The sequence below is a fragment of the uncultured Dialister sp. genome (assembly GCF_937959425.1).
In the GTDB taxonomy this organism is placed as follows: domain Bacteria; phylum Bacillota; class Negativicutes; order Veillonellales; family Dialisteraceae; genus Dialister.
Genome location: NZ_CALGPS010000140.1, coordinates 1 through 17,143 on the forward strand (window position 1 = coordinate 1; position 17,143 = coordinate 17,143).

The 17,143-nt window shown below is 50.5% G+C and carries 7 protein-coding genes; 5 read left to right on the top strand and 2 right to left on the bottom strand.

The features are described from left to right. The first annotated feature begins 563 nt into the window (after window positions 1–563). Window positions 564–7,292, top strand: coding sequence for a filamentous hemagglutinin N-terminal domain-containing protein (locus Q0482_RS06050; RefSeq protein ID WP_299144679.1), 6,729 nt, complete (start codon window positions 564–566; stop codon window positions 7,290–7,292). Between the two features lie 912 nt (window positions 7,293–8,204). Here the strand turns inward: Q0482_RS06050 and Q0482_RS06055 are convergent. Continuing rightward, complete coding sequence (locus Q0482_RS06055) at window positions 8,205–8,591, bottom strand: rhodanese-like domain-containing protein (RefSeq protein WP_299144682.1); 387 nt, start codon at window positions 8,589–8,591, stop codon at window positions 8,205–8,207. Between the two features lie 28 nt (window positions 8,592–8,619). Then, on the bottom strand, window positions 8,620–9,318 hold the full coding sequence (locus Q0482_RS06060) for a hypothetical protein (RefSeq protein ID WP_299144686.1): 699 nt from the start codon (window positions 9,316–9,318) through the stop codon (window positions 8,620–8,622). 907 nt (window positions 9,319–10,225) lie between these two features. Here Q0482_RS06060 and cdaA point away from each other — a divergent pair. The 4 genes from cdaA to Q0482_RS06080 all read left to right on the top strand — a co-directional run bounded on the left by cdaA (window position 10,226) and on the right by Q0482_RS06080 (window position 16,725). Further along, window positions 10,226–11,053: a diadenylate cyclase CdaA gene (cdaA, locus tag Q0482_RS06065; RefSeq protein ID WP_299144689.1), complete on the top strand. Its 828-nt coding sequence runs from the start codon at window positions 10,226–10,228 to the stop codon at window positions 11,051–11,053. Next, a complete protein-coding gene (locus Q0482_RS06070; protein ID WP_299144692.1) occupies window positions 11,050–11,970 on the top strand; it encodes a CdaR family protein in 921 nt (306 codons plus the stop codon). Before cdaA ends, Q0482_RS06070 begins: the two co-directional genes overlap by 4 nt. Window positions 11,971–12,771: 801 nt before the next feature. Continuing rightward, window positions 12,772–14,121, top strand: coding sequence for a phosphoglucosamine mutase (gene glmM, locus Q0482_RS06075; protein ID WP_299144695.1), 1,350 nt, complete (start codon window positions 12,772–12,774; stop codon window positions 14,119–14,121). A gap of 465 nt (window positions 14,122–14,586) precedes the next feature. Beyond that, entirely contained in the window at window positions 14,587–16,725 is a 2,139-nt protein-coding gene (locus Q0482_RS06080) for a TonB-dependent receptor (RefSeq protein ID WP_299144697.1), read from the top strand. The last annotated feature ends 418 nt before the right edge of the window (window positions 16,726–17,143 follow it).

Here is a 17,143-nt window from a genome sequence, read left to right on the forward strand (position 1 = left end):
CCGCGTAAGCGGGGGAAGGGGTTGCTTCCCTGAAGGTTCAGAGGGTGGTGGTAGGCGGCTTTTAATTTATTGAAGGCGCCAGTATGATAAAACCAAACAACCGCCCTTACGGGCGAGGGGAAAACAGGCAAACCGCCCTGGGGGCGTTGGAAATGCACCCCTTCTGCCGCCTGCGGCGGCGTCTCCCCCGGAGGGGGAGATTTGATCTATGCTTCCCTTAGTGCTAACTTAAGTTGCTCTATCTATAGCGTTGTTAGAACTTCCCCCTCCGGGGGAAGTACCGCCGTAGGCGGGGATAGGGGTGCATTTCCACGGGCGAAGCCCGGTTGTTTGGTTTTTTCCGCCGTCAGGCGGCTATAAACTGCGGCGCCAGCCGCCACCACAACCCTCAGCCCTGAAAGAGTTGTCAAACCTAAGAACCCTCCGGCCAAAGGCCGGTCAATCTTAAGAACCCTTAGGGAAGCACTGATTAATTCGATAACGATTTAATCAGCGCTTCCTTAGCGCCAAAGGCGCTGTCAAATACATTCAAAACCAATTCATCACATAAGGAGAATACGAAAATGCACAAATATGGACATTGGAAAAAGACACTGGCTCTTTTGGTCATGTCTGCCCTTTCTCTGGGTGTCTCCAGCGTAGACGCCATGCCGGAAGGAGGCGTCATCCGTTCCGGCGCCGGCGCCGTCACCCGGAACGGCAAGGAAATGACCATTCGCCAGGACTCCGGCCGCATGGCCATGGACTGGACGGGCTTCAGCGTAGGAAAAGACGAATCCGTCCGTTTCCAGCAGCCCGGGAAAGATGCACTGGCCCTGAACCGGGTCACCGGCAATCAGCAGTCCGTCATCGACGGCAGTCTCCTCTCCAATGGCCATGTGCTCCTGGTGAACCCTAACGGCGTAGTCATCGGCAAAAACGCCTCCATCGACGTAGGGGGCCTCGTGTCATCCACTGCCAATGTGAAGGATAATTTCATGAAAGAATTCGGAAACAGCACAGGCGCCTTCACCCTGGGCGGTGTTTCCGATGGAAAAATCATTAACGAAGGCACCATCAACGCCGAAGGTGGCCTGGTGGCCCTTCATGCTTCCAAAGTAGAAAACAGCGGCACCATTACGAGTAACGGCGGCTCCGTCCTCATGGCGGCAGCGGATACCCTTACCCTCACCCCGGACGCCTATGGCAAACTGAACTTTACCGTAGACGGCAAAACCGCCGAAGCCAGCGCCCTCAACAAAGGCGCCATCACCGCCGACGGCGGAACCATCCTCATGACCGCCGACAGCGCCTCCGACGTCATGAGCACCGTGGTCAATAACTCCGGCACACTCCAGGCCAGGACCCTCCGCAAAAACGAAAAAGGCCAGATTCTCCTCGAAGGAAACGATAAAGGCCAGGTCGAAGTGAGCGGCACCCTCGACGCCTCCGGCGAAGGTGAGGTCCAGGACGCAGGAAATATCAAAGTCATGGGCAGAAAAACCATCGTCCACGACGGCACAAACCTCCTCGCAAAGGGCGATGTGAACGGCGGCAAGATTGAAACCTCCGGCGATGTACTGGACCTGGGAGATAACCTGAATATCAATGCCAAAGGCATCAACGGCAAAGCTGGGGAGTGGCTGCTGGACCCGCTGGATGTGATTATTGCGGATGGGGATAAAGCTGACCCACGCAATGGAAGTAATTATAGCAGTGCAGATAAGAATGATGATACAGCGTATGATTTTACCAATGGGAATGTGACTATTGGTTACAATGATCCTGCAGCAACGAACGCTAATGCGACTTCCGTAAATACTGGGGTTACCTGGATTAAGACTGAAACAATAGAAAAAATACTGAACGCAGGTACGCCTGTAACCATTCAGGCCGCAGCCACAAATGGCAATGCTAATATTATTGTTGAAAATGACATTGACAAGATTAGCGGTGGTGATACTACTCTGACTTTGGAAGCTATGCGGAACATCACCATAAACGGTAATATTACATCTACTTCCAACAAACTGAATGTGGTGCTCAATGCAGATACCAATGGAGATGCTATTGGGGCTGTCATCATTAACAAGGATATTACCACTAACGGCGGGGATTTCACTTCTGCTTCCGGTGGTAAAGTTGAATACCAAAGCGATACTGCCAATACAAAAGGATTTGGGAAGGGAAGTTTTAATGCTGAGGGAGCTCCGGACCATTCCGGCCATACGGTTGGTACATATTTTGGACATGTGAATGATGAAGAAACTGCGGATGGAGATAAAGATGATAGGTTTATCAAGACCAACGGCGGTAAAATTAATCTCAATGGCGAAGTGGCCATCGGTCTTAATGGGGGCACATTAACTCTTGATTCGAACGGTGGAGAAGTGAATGTTACAGGTATCATCAACTCCGGGAACAGCTATGGCGCCTATGTATATGGTACTAACACATGGGATAATCTCACTGCTGATAAAGTGGCTGAATATTTAAAAAACGGAGAAGTTCCAGCCTATCACTATCAATTCGTTAATTATAAAAAAGATGCGAATGGTAATTATGTGACTGATGAAAATGGTAATTACGTTTTGGATGAGACTATTAACGAAGATGGGACAATCACTTACAATAAGCAGTCATTTACTGGCCGCCATTATAATATTGACTCTATAGATACACAGAATGTACGCTTTGCCGCAGATGGCACTAATGGTGCGTTGAGTAACACATGTGTGACACAGGCTGGAGATGGATATTCTTCTGTTATTGTTACAAAAGGAACGATGACCTTTGCGCAATGGCTGCAGTATGAATTTCAAGATACTAAAGTAGAGTTTGCGAAAAAGTATATTCCCCAGAGCTCAGGATTTACTATTAAAGTAAGCACTGATGCAAAAGGGAACACAACACAAACGGTAGTGGATTCCAGTGGTAATGCAGTTTCAGATGCAGTACTCCGGGAATATTTGCTGAAAGCGCAGCAAAATGAAAAGCTGGCCACTGATGAAACTATCATGATTAACGGTAAAACTGCAAAAGCAAATATAACGGATGATATTGAACGCCTGTTAGCTTCAAACTGGTTTGAAGCTAAAGAACTGGCCCAGATAAACAATGGTAAAAACACTAATGGCGGCTCTGCGGTAGGAGATTCCTATTTGGCTACTATTACTACTATCTTGGAAAACTCTCTGACCACACCGAATGGTCAGCAGATTCTTTGGGCAGGTGGCATGGGGTCCGGCGTTCTCCATAAAACAGGAGACGGCAACAACCCTTATGCGTATTATGGATTACCTGATGACCCCACCCACTCGAATGGTATGTATTGGGTAACCGGACCGGAAGGGGAAGCCAATAATGGGAAAGGAACTCAGTTCTATAGCAATGTTGGCTCTAACTGGGCAAATAAAAAATATGGAGAAACTGTATACGGCTATGCCAACTGGGATACGTACAAGGAAAATAATGGAACGGAGCGTTTCCAACCAGATAACAGCTCTCCTTTCCTTACTGTAGGCTATGGCACTACTGGCAAATGGGATGACGCGGCTATGGGCGGCAGCACTACTGTGGGCTTCATCCAGGAAATCAATCTGGCCAATTCCAGCCTGAAAATCAATTCCGGCCATGGTGAAGTCAAAATTCAGGGGGATATCGGTAAGGCCAAATCTTTGGACACTCTTAGTATCTATTCGGATAGTTCCGTTACTATCGGTGATACCGGTAATCAGGTAACGAAGTATAACAATGGTACTGTATATGTAGACCATGGGCTCTATATTTCCGGAAATGGTGTCAAAGTAGGCGGTGAAATCCATTCCGGTGAAAGTGAAGAAACGGATACTTCTAATGCCACACTGGACGGAGGCGTAGATAATATTACTATCGTGTCTCAGGGTGACTTGGAAGTTCATGGTATTACAGCAAATACCTATCAGGGGAAGAGTGAAACAACATCTCATGGCGGCAAAATCAGTCTCACTTCTACAGGAGTCTCCGGCAAAATCACTTTGGGAGCTGGCGTCGACTATGACGGTAATGCTACGGCAGGGACTCTGGCTGCTGCCAGCACGGAGAATGGTGCTGTCGTTGTGGATGCCCAGGGTAAGACCGGCGCTTTTATCAATGAAACCCAAGGAGCTTCGGCTATTACTACTGGAGTAGTCAAGGACGAAAACGGTAATGTGAAAAAAGAGGGCACCTGGCAGGTCTATGTAGCTTCTCCCAGTGATAATGACACCAAGCTGGGGAGCAATCTGGATAGTAAAACCAATGCACAGTGGTCTTCGGAATCAACCAGGAAATCTACCACTGATGGATCTGACAAAAATGCAGCTGGTCATAATATCGGCACCTATACTGATACCAGCAGCAACAAGTTTATCTTCCAAGTGACTCCGGTGATCACCATTTCCGGCGGCAGCCAGCAGAAAACCTACGGGGATTCCCTGTCTGACGACCAGTTGCGGAAGCTGCTGAGCACCTCGGCTACTTATAAGGATTCCAAGGACAACAATATTGATGTGACCCGGTTCAGCAATTTCAAGGAAGCCGACTATCTGACCTACGTGACCAGTTCTGATGGGACAAAAAACGGAACGGAGGCTGTGGCTGTTTCCAGTGCTGGGGCAGCGGCAGGAGCCACCCGGACCAACGGGGACGAAGACAAGAAGGCTTCTGATGGGAACAAGGCCTTCTATGTATTCAATGTGGAGAAAAATGGGGCCAAGGCTCTGAACGGGTATGACCTGAAAACGGTCAATGGAGATATTGAAATCCTCCGGAAGACTCTGACCATCACTACTGATGCTACCCAGACCTACGGCGATGTTCATGTGACCAGCGGGACGCCTTCCTACGACAAAACCCAGCTGGTGAACGGGGACACCCTGGATGCCGGTGATATCAAGTACACCATTTCCACAAATGGCGATTATGCTAAGAGCAAAGGAAACAATACCACTGCTCACGTTCGCAAAGATGGTTATGCAGGAGAATATCTTACTACTGGTGCAGTTATAAAGAACGGCACTGATGATGTTTCTGCTAACTACGAAGTCAGCGGCAGCGGCACTATCACGGTGAATCCGGCAGACCTCTACCTGACGGTGGGGGATGTGTCCACCACTTATGGCACGGCTTTTAATACGAAGGACTATAAGTACTCCATTGATACTACCAAATCTAATGGGTTGGTGAACGGGGATACGCAGGCGTCCGTATTGGGAGATAAATTCCTCAACTACACCAACACCGGGACGAAAACTGATGCCGACAACGACAAGGTGAAGACTCAGAATGCCGGGAGTTATGAACTTCAGGGGGCTGCCAGCAAGGAACTCTCTGACTATACCGTTCATATCACCAACGGGAAATCTACGGTTAATAAGGCTACCCTGACGGTAAACCCAGAAGATATCCATCGGATTTATGGTCAAGCTGCCGAAGTACAGGAAGATGCCAAGACCGCTTACAATCTGTCCGGATTTGCCAATGGAGACACCAAAGATACGGTGGATAAAGAGGGCAAGACCATCGATCAGCTGGTCACAGTGACCAATGATGTTTCCAAGGCACTGAAGGATGATACCCATACCCAGAATGCTTCTACTGTTGGCTATGACATGGGAACTACGGCTACCGGCGATTTGACCAACTACAATATTGTGATTGGTGATCCCAAGAAAGTGTACCTGGATAAGGCTGAACTGGTCATCGACACGGACAGCAACCGCAAGGTCTATGGGGACTGGCAGGGGGTCAAGAGCGATGTAGAAGGCGCTGCCCATATCCGGGATGCCGAAACGGCAGTCGTGAATGGGGATAAAGCTTCCGACTTGGAAAAGGAAATGGGGCTGACGACTTCTTCTAAAGCTCTGATCAAAAATGCTGACGGGACTTACAAGACCAACCATGTGAAAGATGGCGGCTATGCCATTGATACAAAGTTTGCGGATGCCATCACCAACTATACCGTAAAGCGTGGGGCTGCTGGTACGGAAATTTTGACCAAGGCCAAAGCTACGGTGGAGACGGATAAAGTGACCACGGACTACGGCACTGTAAACAAGAATTATACCAGCCACTTCAAGGGCGAAGTGAATGGTGATGATCCTGCCAAACTTCTGGAAGATCTGAAACTGACCTACACGACAGACGCGTATAAGGATGATACGCATACCAACGATGTTAAGGATGGCGGTTACACGCTGAAAGTTGCAAAGAATGCAGAACTTGGTGACTACGATGTGACGGTGAATAATTCTAATGTCATATTGGATCCCAAGGCTATCACCATTCGCAATACGATGACGCAGCAGTATGGTTCTACGGAGAAGATTTTCTCGGAGGCGACTGTACCAGCAGACCAGCTGGCCAATGGTGACAAGATTTCGACGAAGGATTTGAAGTTTGATATCAAGGCTGATGGAGATTATGCCAATAGCCTGGCTGAAAATAAGAAGAAGAATTCTGAGGCGGTCACTGCAGATGCAGGAACCTATACCGGCGAACTGATTCATACCGGTGGCGGTATCATCCATAAAGATGGCACAGATGCCTACAAGAACTACAAGGTAACCGTGGAAGGCGATATCATCGTTAACCCGAAGGATATTACGACTAGAGCTAACGGTACTGGTTCAACTTTGGATAACCTTAGCTGGGATGTAAAAAATGATTCTCTGGCCAATGGTGATGTATGGGGCAAAGATGTTTTGTTCGATAAAACCTATGGCGATATGATTTCTTACGCTGACAGGACTTTTGGTGTCAAGAGCTTTATCGATGGAAAACAGATTTCCGACGGCACTCAGATTGGTAACTACATTTACCATCCCACCGGTATCGTCCAGCTCACCTTCAACCCCATTGTGAAGCCTGATGTATGGGCCCACAGCGGCGGTTACCGCCCGCGGAACAAGATCGAAACATCTCTTCCTGTCTTCCGCGTGGAAGATGCAAAGGTAGGCCAGTATGGCACCTATGGCGTGGAACACAATGAAGAGGGAGACAAACTCGTTCTCTCTGCCACCGGCATGAGACTGCCGGAACCGGACCAGGTGCCTGATGAAGAAAGAACCTTCACCACCACCCTTTCCACAGAAACAGGAAGCGGCACCTTCAAGCTGGTATACAACGGCGTTTCCCTCAAAGTCTATCCGCAGGACAAGGAAGCAGAAGAAACAGTCCGCGCCGGCGATAAGACCAAAAACGTGTCCCTTTCTGAAAAAGCTCTCTATGTGGGCTACACAGAAATGGGCCTGGACCTCATCGACCTCAAAGGCGTGTACATCTACTTCAACTGATTGTTTCAAAGCATGTAAAAACTCCTCTCTTTTTCAAGGGAGGAGTTTTTTGATAATATGCCCCAGCGGGCGTGAGGGTTCAGAGAAAAAGGGAGCACGGCTTCGCCGTGGGTTGTGGTGGGCTGTATTCCCGAAGGGGCCTGCCGCTGCGCGGCAGAGGGGCATATGGCATCCATCGGGCCTGACGGCCCTCGGTGCCAAGGGTTGTATAGAAGGGTTGCATCGCTTCGCTCAGGGGAAAGGCCTCGGTGGGCGCGTAGCCGCATGGCGGCTGGGATCGAAGATCGGGATCGAGGATCGAGGGGACCGCCTGGCGGCGGCAGGTGGTGGGCGCCTTTAAATATGGAAGGCGCCAGTTTGTATAAAACCTTTACAACCGCCCTGGCGGGCGAAGGGAAAACAAACCGACCGCCCTGGCGGGCGAAGGGAAAACAAACCGACCGCCCTTACGGGCGATGGAAATGCACCCCTTCTGTCGCCTTCGGCGGTGTCTTCCCCGGAGGGGCAGATTTTAGCGGCGCTATACAATGAGCGACTTAAGTTAGCACTAAGAGAAGTGGAGAGCAAACTTCCCCCTCTGGGGGAAGTCCCCGTAGGGGAATAGGGGTGCATTTCCATCGAGCGAAGCGAGGTTGGCCTGTTTTCCCATCGCGCTAAGGGCGCGGTTGTATGGTTTTATCAAAAGAGGCGGCCCTATGATTTTAAGGGCGCCCACCGAGGCCGCAAAGCGGCATATAAACTCATCGCCCAAAGGGCGATACCACCACCCTCGGCCCGAAGGGCCGTCGCCCCTTTCTATACAACCTGCCGCCGCAGGCGGCCATAACCCTCGGCCCGAAGGGCCGTCAACCTTCCCCTCTGAACCCTTTGAACCTTTTGAACCCTCTGAACCCGGGCAGCAAAGCGGCCCTTTTATTTCTCAACCTCATAGGGCCAGTCCATAATCCCGCCCATGTCTCTTACGTCGGTGTAGCCCAGTTCCACCAGTTTCATGGCTGCCTTTTTGCTGCGGACGCCGGAGCGGCAGTAGACGATGAGGGGCTTTTTCTTGTCGGGGAGTTTGTCTGTAATGGTTTTGTCGATGGTGCCCAGGGGGATGAGGCGGGCGCCGGGGATGTGGCCCTCCTGATATTCTGCCGGTTCTCTCACGTCGATTAAGGTGATGTCCTCTTTTTTCATCATTTCATAGCCTGCCTGGGGTGTGATTTTGTGGTAGGCGTCGGAAGCGGAGGGAGCACAGCCGCCCAGGAAGACAATGGGGATGAGGAGTGCAAAGCATAGGAAGATGGCGTGGTGCATGGTATTTCCTCCTTTGGAAAAAATGATTTTATGAATGATGGCCGAAGGAGAAGAAATTTTTCACCTTCTGCCAGAAGGACTGGATTTTTGAAATCTTCACCGGCGCCTTGGGAACCCGTGCGGCGCTGGCCTGGCGGACGAGCTGCATATTCCGGTGGGCGGTGCGGGTGACGATGCGGGGCGGCGGGGTAAAGGCCTTTTCCGCTGTTTTCGTCTCGTTTTTCATGGGCGGCAGGGCGGCGTGGGCGGCGCGGATGGTGCGTTTCTGGTGGCTCCTGTCTACCACTTTGAAGGTGATGCCGCTCTTTTCAGGACGGGGGAGGGGGGCGGATTGTTTTTCCGGTGTATCTCCTACAATCTGTCCTGTTTTCAGGTCAAATTTTGCAAAGCCTGCTTTGGCGCTGAAGGGATTTTCATCGAAGTCGTGAACGTGGGAAGGGTTCTGCTCCATCTGCACGATGGCAGGGGAGGCTGTTTTTCCTTCTGCCATTTCTTTCCGCGCTTCTTCCCGTTTCAGCTGGTTCATCATGCGGTTTTTCACCCGGCTGTCGAAGGCCGGTTCCTCGGTAGCCCAGAAGCCGGACTGCTGGATATTTCTTTTGTCTAAATCATAGGAAATCCGGGCCCCGCAGCGTGTGCACCGAACAGTGCCTTTCCGCTTTTTCACGTCCAGGTCAAATAAAGTCAGTTTCTGCCCGCAGGCGTGGCAGATTAAAGTAAAAGCCATATGAAAGACCTCCTCTTATAGGTAAGTATAATGGAGAAGAGGGGAATGGTAAAGGGGCTTTGGGACACGCCCTGCGGGCGTGAGGGTTGACGGCCCTTCGGGCCGAGGCCGGGATTGGGGGGCGCCTGACGGCGCAGTGGCTTGTGGCTGGTAGCTGGTGGGTTACTCTGTATTCCCGAAGAGACCTGCCGCTGCGCGGCAGAGGGGCATATGGAATCCATCGGGCCTGACGGCCTTCGGTGCCAAGGGTTGTATAGAAGGGTTGCATCGCTTCGCTCAGGGGAAAGGCCTCGGTGGGCGCCTTTTGGAAATATAGGGGCGCCATTATGAAAAAACGTGCAACCGCCCTGCGGGCGAAGGGAAAGCGGCCCCCCTTTTGGTGGCTGGCGCCACCACCTTTCCCCCGCAAGCGGTGGGACAACAACCCGTGCTTAATGTAGAGCCACTTATGAGCGGAATGTTATACGGAGCTTTATTGTGCCCCCGCACAGCGGGGTGGCAAGGGAACACGATTCGTAGGGGAGCGAAGCAACCTGAGAATCGTGTGACACGCTTCCCACCGGGGCAAAGGTGGTGCCGTAGGCACCAAAGGGGGAAAAGCCACCAGAGGTGGCTAACTCACCACCAAGGTTAGAGTGACTTATGTGATAGAAAGGCATTCCCGTAACGCTGATTTCATAGTCATCGCCCGTAGGGCGATACTTTCCCCTCTGATATCTCGCGGCTGATTGTCTCCATTCCTCAAATCTCAAATCTCAATTCTCAAATCTCTCCCTTCCCTTTGGACCCGGGCCGCTCGGCGGCTCCATGAAATCCCATTTCCTTTCTCTTCCCTTTCATGCTAAAATAATAATACTAATATATATATCCGCCGCGGAAGCGGCCTGCTATAAAGGAGAATGGATACATGTTTTTGGGACAGATACAGGGACTGTTTATGACCATGAGGCTCTGGGATATTCTGGATATCCTGGTGGTTGCCTTTTTTCTATATCGTATTTACATTTTAATCCGCGATACCCGGGCCACTGCTCTTTTGAAGGGGCTGGTGTTTCTTGGGATTTTTACGGTGCTTGCAGGCTGGCTGCAGCTGCATGTGGTCAGCTGGATCCTGGACAAGCTGATGACGGTGCTCATCGTGGCGCTGCCGGTGGTGTTCCAGCCGGAGCTTCGGCGGGCGCTGGAGCAGATCGGCCGGGGAAAGTTCTATGTTTCCTCCCGCGTCATGAATGAGGTGGAGTGGGACCATGTAATCGATGATGTGGTGGCTGCTACCATGACCATGTCCGCCAATAAAATCGGCGCGCTCATCGTGTTTGAACGGAGCGTTGGACTGGATGACCGCATTGATACGGGTATCCGCATTGAGGGCCTTGTTTCCAAGGAGCTTCTGGGAAATATTTTCATCGTGAATACGCCTCTCCATGACGGTGCTGTGATTATCCGCGAGAACCGTGTCATGGCAGCAGGCTGCCTCCTGCCGCTCACCCGTGACCATAACCTGTCCACAGAGCTTGGCACCCGGCACCGGGCGGCTATCGGTATGTCCGAGCAGGCAGACTGTGTCATCGTGGTGGTGAGTGAAGAAACGGGCATCGTGTCCTACACCTACGGCGGCCATATTTACCGCGGACAGGATGCGGAAAGTCTGAAAAATATCCTCCGAAACTACCTGGTACAGAGCAAGCCGAAGGGCGTAAGCGATGTGCTGCAGAAATGGAGGCCTTTGAAATGAAATATACAAGATTTGAATGGTGGCTTCCAAAGCTCCTCTGCCTCATTGCGGCCTGTGCCCTGTGGGTATATGTAATGAATGAACAGAATCCCCAGGTGGAAAATACCTATACGGTGCCGGTAGAGACAAGAAATCTGGATCGTTCCCTGGTGGCTACCAATGTGCCTTCCACGGTGAAGGTAAAGGTGCGTATGGCTAGAAGCGACATGATTTACATGCGGTCTGACAATATCAAGGCCTATGTGGATCTCTCAGGCATGACTGACGGCGACTATCCCAATACGCCTATCCTGGTATCGGTGCCGGGGGATGAGTCCGTGGTGTCCGTCACGCCGAAAACTTTTGATTTGAATATAGATACCTATGCGGTGAAGACTCTTCCTGCCAATGTTCAGATTTTCGGAACGCCGGAGACGAATTTCTCCGTAGAAAGCAACAAGGTAACGCCGGATACCATTACCATCGCCGGCAGCTCCACCATGGTAGCCAAGGCTGACAGGGCCGTGGTATCGGTGAATATTGCCGGTAAGGAAAAGAGCTTCGCTGAATTTGACAGCGTGAATATTCTGGATGCCGATGGAAATACGGTAACGGGACTGGATATCATGCCCAGCCAGGTAAAGGTGACGGTGAAGATGAAGGAGGAAACCAAGCTGGGAAATCTTCCTATCAAAATCGAAACCAAGGGAGAACCGGCCAAGGGATACAAAGTTGGTAAAATCACAGTGACCCCGCCGGTGGCCACGCTTACAGCACCGATTTCATTCTTCGCCGCCAATAGAACTCTGGATCTGGATCCCATCGACGTCACCGGTGCCAGCGCTGATATCCAGCAGCTGGTAAACGTAAAGGTCCCTGTAGGCGGCAGTGTGGCGGTGCCCAAGGTTTCAGTGACAGTGGAAATAGATAAGGACTGAGAGACAGACCTGGGACACGCCCTTGCGGGCGTGAAGGTTCTAAAGATTGACGGGGCTTTCGCCCCGAGGGTTCTTATGTTTGACAGCGGCTTTGCCGCTGAGGGTTGTGGTGGGCGGCTGCGCCGCCAGTATAAATAAAACCATACAACCGCCCTGGCGGGCGAGGGAAAAAGCGAAAACCGAACAACCGCGCCTGTGGCGCGAGGAAATGCACTCCTTCTGCCGCCTGCGGCGGCGTCTCCCACCTAAAGGTTGGCAAAGGAACTGGATTCGTAGGGGAGCCACGCGACCCGAGAATCCAGTGACATGCTTTCCTGTGGAGAAACGACTCACTACATTTTGCGCGTCGCTGGCGCTCCTTCAAAATGTGTTCGCTGTGCACCCGGAGGGGGAGATTCTAGCGGCGCTATGCCTTGGAATGCTTATGAAATAATTGCTTCTTGACGGGTTATAGTCCCAGCGCTTCTGCGGAGGGGAAGGTGGTGCCGTAAGGCACCAAAGGGGGAAAAGCCACTGCGAAGACCCTGCATAGGGTCTTCGAGTCAGTCAAAGTTGGCCCTTAGCCTGCCCATAAAAGGGCCTTCCTTTTAACTGGCTGACCGTGCGTGGCTAATCTCCGGAACGCTGTTCATCACGTGTGAGATAAATGTTAAGCATAGAGCAAACTTCCCCCGCAAGCGGGGGCACAATATGTGTGGAATGCCCTCTGAACCCGGGGCGCGACACGCCCCATCTTGACGAAATCCCTCTTTAGATGTATGATTTGAAAGTTATTTCAAGAAATTTTTGGGAGGAATATGAATGGTTACTTTATTTGGTACAGACGGTGTGCGCGGACTGGTGAATTCGACCCTCATGCCGGAGCTTGCCTATCAGCTGGGAAGAGCTGCCGGCGCTTATTTCTGCAAGACTAAGGGGGATCACCGCTTCCTTATCGGCATGGATACCCGTATTTCCGGCTCCATGCTTACGGCAGCCCTGTCTGCAGGCCTCTGTGCGTCCGGCGTCAATGTGGACGTGGTAGGCGTGATTCCTACACCCGGCGTGGCTTATCTAACCAAGACAGAAGGATATGACGCAGGGGTGGTCATTTCCGCATCCCACAATCCTTTCCCCGACAACGGCATCAAGTTCTTTGACCGGAACGGCTACAAGCTGCCGGACAAGACGGAAGAGGAAATCGAAAATATCCTTCGCCATGATGAAGAAATCGTACGTCCTACCGGCGACGGCATCGGCGTCATCCGCGACTGCCCGGAACTGGCTGAAAAGTACAGAACCTATGTGAAATCCACTGTGGACGGCGATTTCAAGGGCATGAAAATCGTCACCGACTCTGCCAACGGCGCAGCCAGCCGTTTCCTCCCCGGCATCCTTGCTGAACTGGGCGCGGAAGTCATTCCGATTTTCAATGCACCAAACGGTGTGAATATCAATAACGGCTGCGGCTCCACCCATATCGAAACACTGCAGAAAAAAGTGGTGGAAGTGGGGGCTGACTGCGGCATCGCCAACGACGGCGACGCTGACCGCTGCCTCTTTGTGGATGAAAAGGGTAAGGTGCTTGATGGTGACCATCTCATGGTTATCAACGCCCTGCAGATGAAGAAGGAAGGCCGCTTGAAGGACAACATGGTAGTTGGTACTGTCATGAGCAATCTGGGCTTTGGCAAGGCACTGAAGAAATACGGCTGCCAGACCGTTTCCACCAAGGTAGGGGACCGCTATGTGCTGGAAGAAATGCTGAAGCATGATTATTCCATCGGCGGCGAACAGTCCGGCCATATCATTTTCCCGGAATTCAATACCACCGGCGACGGCCTCATTACTGCTGTGCAGACGCTGAAAGTGCTTCGTGAAAATGGAAAGAAATTATCCGAACTGAACAGCCTCATGACCACCTATCCCCAGATTTTGAAGAACGTGGAAGTGTACAGCAAGAACGGCTGGGAAGACAATGAACTGATCCAGGACTCCATCAAAGCAGGAGAAGAAGAACTGGGCGCCGACGGACGTATTCTGGTTCGCGCTTCCGGTACGGAACCCCTCATCCGCGTCATGGGTGAAGGCAAGGAACTGAACCAGCTGGAACGCATCGTAGACGATATCGCCTCGGTGGTGGAATCTGAACTGGGTGTGGAAAATAACTGAGATAGATGAAACCAGAAAGCACTGCCCTTGACGGGGTGGTGCTTTTTTGTTGGTCATTGTGATGAGATAAGTCTGAAGAACTGACACTCCTATCTTCTGTCGCCTGAGGAAGGAGGATTTAATCAGCGCTTCCCTGGGGGGAGCAATAGTGACACAAATGCAAGTTCCGTAACGCCCTTGCCCACCTCTGCTTAAGGGGTGGGTGGCGAGCGCAGCGAGCCGGAAGGGGTTAGCCGGAGGCAGCCTTTTATAATTCATTGCCGCGAAGCGGCAATCCACCACCCTTTGAACCCTCTGAACCTATTGAATCCTTTGAACCTTTCTTTAACATATTTGAATATTCATTTGGATTCCTTGAACTGTGGTATATAATAATATAAGTAAATGGTAAGAAAATAAAAGCAGATGGATTAGCTTCTGATATGTGGAAAATTGCTGTTTACCAAATATGTATAGGGGGAATTGATGATGACATTGAAATCCAAGGAAATCGCTGCGCTTCTGGCGGTGCTCTCTCTGGCAGGCACAGGCATGGTGCAGGCAGAGATGCCGGTGTATACGCTGAAGGGAATTACGGTTACGGCCAACAGGCAGGCGGAAAGGCTGCAGGATGTGCCGGCCAATGTACAGGTGGTTACAGAGAAGGATATCCAGAAGAGGAATGTGCAGAATACAGCCCAGGCTTTGGCTATGGTGACCGGTGTATCGGCATCACAGTCTGTGGAAGGTACGGTGAATCTGAGAGGATATAATTCCAAGAATATTCTGGTGCTGGTGGATGGTCAGCCCATGAACACGGCCTGGGACGGGGATGTGGACTGGAATATGATTCCCGTGGAAAATATCCGCAAAATCGAAGTGGTCTCCGGCGGACAGTCCGCTCTTTACGGCGGTCGGGCTGTAGGCGGCGTCATCAATATTATGACCAAAACCCAGAAGCAGGACGGCCTCCACGGCTCTGCTACGGTAAGCTACGGCAGCAACGCCACGGTCAATCAGAATTATAATGTTGGCTTCAAAAAGGATAAGTTTGATTTTGGCGCTTTTTATGGCAGCATGAATACCCATGGCTGGAAGGATTATGATGTTTCTGTCAGCAAATCCGGGAAAGAGGAAGGTTATGATTCCGATGCGGAAGGAAATGCCATCATCGGTAACAGAGGCAGCAAGAAAGTTTTGAATGAGTCCTTTGGGTTCAACATGGGCTACAGTTTCAACGACAGCCAGAAATTGACCTATAAATATACCCATTCCATTTATGACTGGAAATATGAAGATCCCATTTCTTACATAAAGGGGAATGGTCGCTGGAAGGGAAAAATCGGAGAAAATCAGATGAGATACAGTCCCTCCAGTTTCCTGGGAAAGCAGGGATGGCGTGCCTATAATCTTCATTCTTTAACCTATAATGATAAAGATAATGGCATTCATGCTCACTTTGGCTTGACCGATTATTACAAAGATGGTTATACCTCTCCGGACACAAGCGTAAATCCGGAAAAGAATTTTGACGGCAGTGGCAGTAAGACATCCTATCCCTCTAAATCCTGGGATTTTGATTTCAATAAGAGATGGAAACTGGGCGCCCATAATCTTCTGGCTGGTTTCTCCCTCGGGCAGGATAAGTTCAGCGAAACCATTTCTGCGTCAGTGACAGACTGGAAATCCTGGAACAGCAGGAGTAAAGAGACTGACAAAGATCAGCGGCTTGGCGGCAAGGATAAGACCTATGCCATTTATGTACAGGATAAGTGGAACTTCTCCCCGAAATGGACGGCTTACATCGGCGGACGGTATGACCATTATAAAAAATATGATGGGTACTCTCAGTACAGGGGAAAGGATGAAGAGGATTTCGATTCTTCTTCCTATGACAAGTTCTCCCCAAAGATTTCTCTTGATTATGCTTTTAATGACAGCACCAATGCTTATGTTTCCTATGGGAAATCCTTTAATCCGCCTATTCTGTACCAGGTGTACAGATATTCTGACAGCACCAGAGGAAACAAGAGAGTAATCTACCGTCCGAACCCTGACCTGGATCCGGAAACTACAGATACCTGGGAATTAGGACTGAAAAAGAAATTTGGCAGCAAGACCGATGTTCATGCCGATGTGTTCTATGCAAAAACAGATGATTATATCAAGTTGAATAAAGAGAACGCATCTGCTTATTTCTATGAAAACGCCGGCGACGCCAAGACCCATGGATTTGAAATTTCCCTGAACCAGCACCATAGTGATGCCTGGTCTTCCTATATCAACTACACCTGGCAGACAGGAAAGGTGGAGGGTGAAAAGAATTATGACATTCCCCGCCATCTGCTCCACCTTGGTACTACGTACAGCAAGAATCCCTGGACAGTGAACCTGGACGGCATGTTCATTTCCGACAGGACGGAAGCAGGGAAGGAAAGCGGTCACTTCATGGCTCGGGATGCTTATTTCCTCATGAACCTTTCCACCAATTACCAGTTCAATAAGAACTTCGGACTCCAGTTTGCTGTGAATAACCTCTTCGACAGGGAATATTATGATGACAACAACCATTATTACATCGGTGACGGCAGGACCTACACCCTTACCGCCAGATATTCCTTCTAAAATGGAACAAAAAAGCACCGCCCTTTCGGGACGGTGTTTTTTGATGGAAATATCAGGCTTCTCTCACTGGGCGAAGCCCTGAGGAACACCGATTTGTATTTTTAATGCCAGTCAATTTGTCAGGGTACATTCAGCAGGGAGATTTCTCGACTCCGTTTCATGGGCTGTATGGGAAAATGGCTTTCATATCGGCGCTTTGCTCCGCTCGAAATGACAGGGGAGCGTAGAGGCATATAGGCCCCAGAGCCTGTCAAACCTGAGAACCTTCGGCTCTAGGGAAGCACTGATTAAATCGTTGTCTGATTTTATTCTTGAATTTTTATGCAATGCAAGGAATGGGGGGCGACGCGAATAGCGAGCTATTTAGTGCATGCTGAATAACTATTTATTGTTGAATATATTAGATAATTACAGATAT

Bases quoted from the DNA above. Each gene is read 5' to 3' on its own strand.
- Q0482_RS06050 (WP_299144679.1), top strand. From the start codon at position 564: ATGCACAAATATGGACATTGGAAAAAGACACTGGCTCTTTTGGTCATG.
- Q0482_RS06055 (WP_299144682.1), bottom strand. From the start codon at position 8,591: ATGCACCACGCCATCTTCCTATGCTTTGCACTCCTCATCCCCATTGTC.
- Q0482_RS06060 (WP_299144686.1), bottom strand. From the start codon at position 9,318: ATGGCTTTTACTTTAATCTGCCACGCCTGCGGGCAGAAACTGACTTTA.
- cdaA (WP_299144689.1), top strand. From the start codon at position 10,226: ATGTTTTTGGGACAGATACAGGGACTGTTTATGACCATGAGGCTCTGG.
- Q0482_RS06070 (WP_299144692.1), top strand. From the start codon at position 11,050: ATGAAATATACAAGATTTGAATGGTGGCTTCCAAAGCTCCTCTGCCTC.
- glmM (WP_299144695.1), top strand. From the start codon at position 12,772: ATGGTTACTTTATTTGGTACAGACGGTGTGCGCGGACTGGTGAATTCG.
- Q0482_RS06080 (WP_299144697.1), top strand. From the start codon at position 14,587: ATGATGACATTGAAATCCAAGGAAATCGCTGCGCTTCTGGCGGTGCTC.